Origin of the sequence: Mesorhizobium sp. M0991, from assembly GCF_040318915.1 — a bacterium.
Taxonomy (GTDB): Bacteria; Pseudomonadota; Alphaproteobacteria; order Rhizobiales; family Rhizobiaceae; genus Mesorhizobium.
Genome location: NZ_JAMYNE010000084.1, coordinates 1 through 3,231 on the forward strand (window position 1 = coordinate 1; position 3,231 = coordinate 3,231).

The window sequence follows — 3,231 nt, forward strand, 5'->3', positions numbered from 1 at the left end:
GAAAATCTCGATCGCTTCATTGCCTGTCTCCTCATCCGAGGAACAGGCTAACCTCAAACCGAGGACATTTCAGGGGAGCACGTCACTATCACAAACGAGACCTTCAACGGCTCGAAGCGAAACAAGACGCGCCGTCGAAGGGGATCGCATGCTTGACCGTGAAATAGATCAGTCCAATTGGAGCGCGAAACCACCATGGACAACTCCGCCGACGGCGCCATCGCGCCGCCCGACACTTACGGACGGTCTCGCTTGGCGGCGGTTGATTGCCGCGTTCACGAACTGCTTCTAAGACAGGAGCGGCAGGAGCGGACGACGCTCAAACTGATCGCATCTGAGAACTTTGCCTCCTCGGCCGTGCTGGAAGCGACCGGTTCGATTTTCACGAACAAGTACGCCGAGGGGTACGCCGCTGCGCGCTACTACGCGGGAAACGAGATCGTCGATGAGCTTGAAACCCTCGCCATTGAGCGCTTGAAAACATTATTTGGCAGCGAACACGCCAACGTCCAGCCTTATTCCGGCTCGCCGGCCAATCAGGCCGTCTACCGCGCGCTTTTGAGCCCCGGTGACAAGGTCATGGGCTTGCCCCTTCCGGAAGGGGGCCATCTGAGTCATGGTTGGGCCATCAACTTTTCCGGGACTGACTATCAACGCTTCCCTTATGGGCTGCACGAAAAGACGCAGCAAATTGACTATGACCGCGTGGGCGAGACAGCCAAGCGGGAACGGCCGCGGCTCATTTGGGTCCGCGGGACTGCTTATCCGCGTGTCTTTGACTACGCGGCAATTGCAGAAATCGCTCTGGAGGCGAACTCCTATCTCGTGGCCGACATAGCGCACATCAGTGGCCTGATTGTCGCTGGAGCGCATCCGAATCCCGTACCCCATTGCGACGTCGTCAGCAGCACGTCTCACAAGTCGATCCGCGGTCCTTGTGGTGGCTTCATTTTGTTAAGGAATGAAGATCGTTATCAAGCGCTGTATCATTCGAAGGGCAAATACAATCTCGCCAGACGAATAGATCGCGCTGTCTTCCCTCAACTGCAAGGCGGCCCCCATATGAATGTTATCGCGGCGTTAGCTGTCGCTTTGCGGGAAGCCGCGGACCCGTCCTTCCGCAGTTACGGCCGACAGATTGTCAAAAATGCCAAGGCTCTGGCCCAGGCGCTTCTGGACCGAGGTTATGACCTGGTCACCCGGGGCACTGACAATCACATGCTGATCCTTGATCTTCGCGATCCACCACTATCAGGCAAGGCCTATGCCGAGCGGTTAGCGAAGGCAGGCATCGTTACGAACTTTAATATGGTGCCGGGCGAGCCGCGCCATCCTGCGGTCACAAGCGGAATTCGCCTGGGGGCGCCAGCAGTGACATCAATGGGCATGCGCGATGTGGAAACGGTGATTGCTGGCTTCATTGACTCCGTCCTCCGGCGAGCCAGACGACGAAGATCTCCATGCCTGCGTGCGAAGAGACGTTGCCGACTTGTGCGCTGCGTTCGAGGTCCCGGGCATCGCCGACAGATAAGGTGGGCTAAGCAAAATGCCCCATACAACTCCAACACCCGAAGCGAGACATTTCATGGCTAGGCAGTTCGTGTTCTCTTCCGAATCGGTTGGCGCGGGACACCCGGATAAGTTGGCCGACAACATCTCGGATGCCATCCTCGATGCCATCCTCCGCACCGATCCCAAGGCGCGCGTCGCCTGTGAAGCGTTGGTAAAATCAGGGATGGTCGTTCTGGCTGGCGAGACTACCAGCGATGCGCAGGTGGATTATAGCCAAGTTGCGCGCGATACGATTCTCGATATTGGATACGACGATGAGGCCGTCGGCTTTGACGGCCGGCGTTGCTCCGTCATTCATGCACTCACCGAGCAATCGCCCGACATTAGCCAGGGCGTTGACGAGGGACGAGGGCAGGACCTCGAACAGGGAGCGGGAGATCAGGGCCTCATGTTCGGCTACGCATGCCGCGAAACCGATACTCTGATGCCTTTGCCGATCCAGCTCGCTCATCGCTTGACGAAACGACAGGCAGATGTCCGGAAAGCAGGACAGCTTGGCTGGTTGCGTCCTGACATGAAATCCCAAGTCTCAGTGCGCTATGAGGGGTTGCGCCCGGTCGCCCTGGATACCATTGTCGTATCGACCCAACATGACGAGCAGGTCTCGCAAGAGACGGTCCGCGAGGGCGTCATTGAGGAAATCATAAAGCCTGTCCTGCCGACCCATCTGGAGACGGAAGGCATCAGAATTCTGGTCAACCCGACGGGGAGGTTCGTAGTCGGCGGGCCGCGCGGCGACTGCGGTCTCACTGGACGCAAGATCATCGTCGATTCCTATGGTGGGATGGGTCGTCACGGCGGCGGCGCCTTTTCGGGCAAGGACCCGTCCAAGGTTGACCGCTCAGCTGCCTATGCGGCCCGGTATGTCGCCAAGAATATCGTCGCTAGCGGACTTGCGGACGTCTGCGAGGTGCAGCTTGCTTACGCAATCGGCGTGGCAAGTCCGGTTTCTGTCATGGTCAACACGTTCGGAACAGCGAGGGTTGAGGAAAGAAGGATCGAGCGCCTCATTCTTGAGTTGTTCGATCTCAGACCGAAGGGAATTATCAAGATGCTTGATCTCTTACGCCCTATATACCGCAAGACCGCGACCTATGGCCATTTCGGCCGTGAAGAGCCTGATTTCACCTGGGAGAAGACAGACAGGGCCGACGAATTGCGTCGCGAGGCAGGACTTGCCGCCCCGTGAAGGCCGGCGCCGAACGGATTGGCAATCGGAAAGCCCATTCCCACTGGCCAGACCCGCCCGCGGCCGGCATGCCAGAAAGCCGGTGGGTTTTTGGCGGAGACATGAATTGATGCCGGACTATGACGTGCTTTGTATCGGAAATGCCATCGTCGACATCATCGCCCAGTGCGACGAGGCGTTCCTGGAGACCAACGGCATCATCAAGGGCGCGATGAATTTGATCGACACGCGGCGCGCCGAACTGCTCTACAGCCGCATGGGCCCGGCCATCGAAGCCTCGGGCGGCAGCGCCGGCAACACGGCGGCGGGCGTTGCCAGCTTCGGCGGCCGCGCCGCTTTCTTCGGCAAGGTCTCGAACGACGCGCTCGGCGAAATCTACGCGCACGACATCCATGCCCAGGGCGTCGCCTTCGACACCAGGCCGCTCAACGGCGAACCGCCGACGGCGCGCTCGATGATCTTCGTCACGC

2 protein-coding genes and 1 pseudogene are annotated in these 3,231 nt (G+C 59.1%); all 3 read left to right on the forward strand.

Annotated features, from left to right (window positions below):
• The first annotated feature begins 195 nt into the window (after nucleotides 1-195).
• A pseudogene (gene glyA / locus NKH70_RS35465) lies at nucleotides 196-1,531 on the forward strand (serine hydroxymethyltransferase).
• A gap of 54 nt (nucleotides 1,532-1,585) precedes the next feature.
• Nucleotides 1,586-2,761, forward strand: coding sequence for a methionine adenosyltransferase (metK, locus tag NKH70_RS35470; protein ID WP_353027457.1), 1,176 nt, complete (start codon nucleotides 1,586-1,588; stop codon nucleotides 2,759-2,761).
• Nucleotides 2,762-2,870: 109 nt separating this feature from the next.
• On the forward strand, nucleotides 2,871-3,231 hold a 361-nt coding region (locus NKH70_RS35475), incomplete at its 3' end, for a PfkB family carbohydrate kinase (protein ID WP_353027458.1).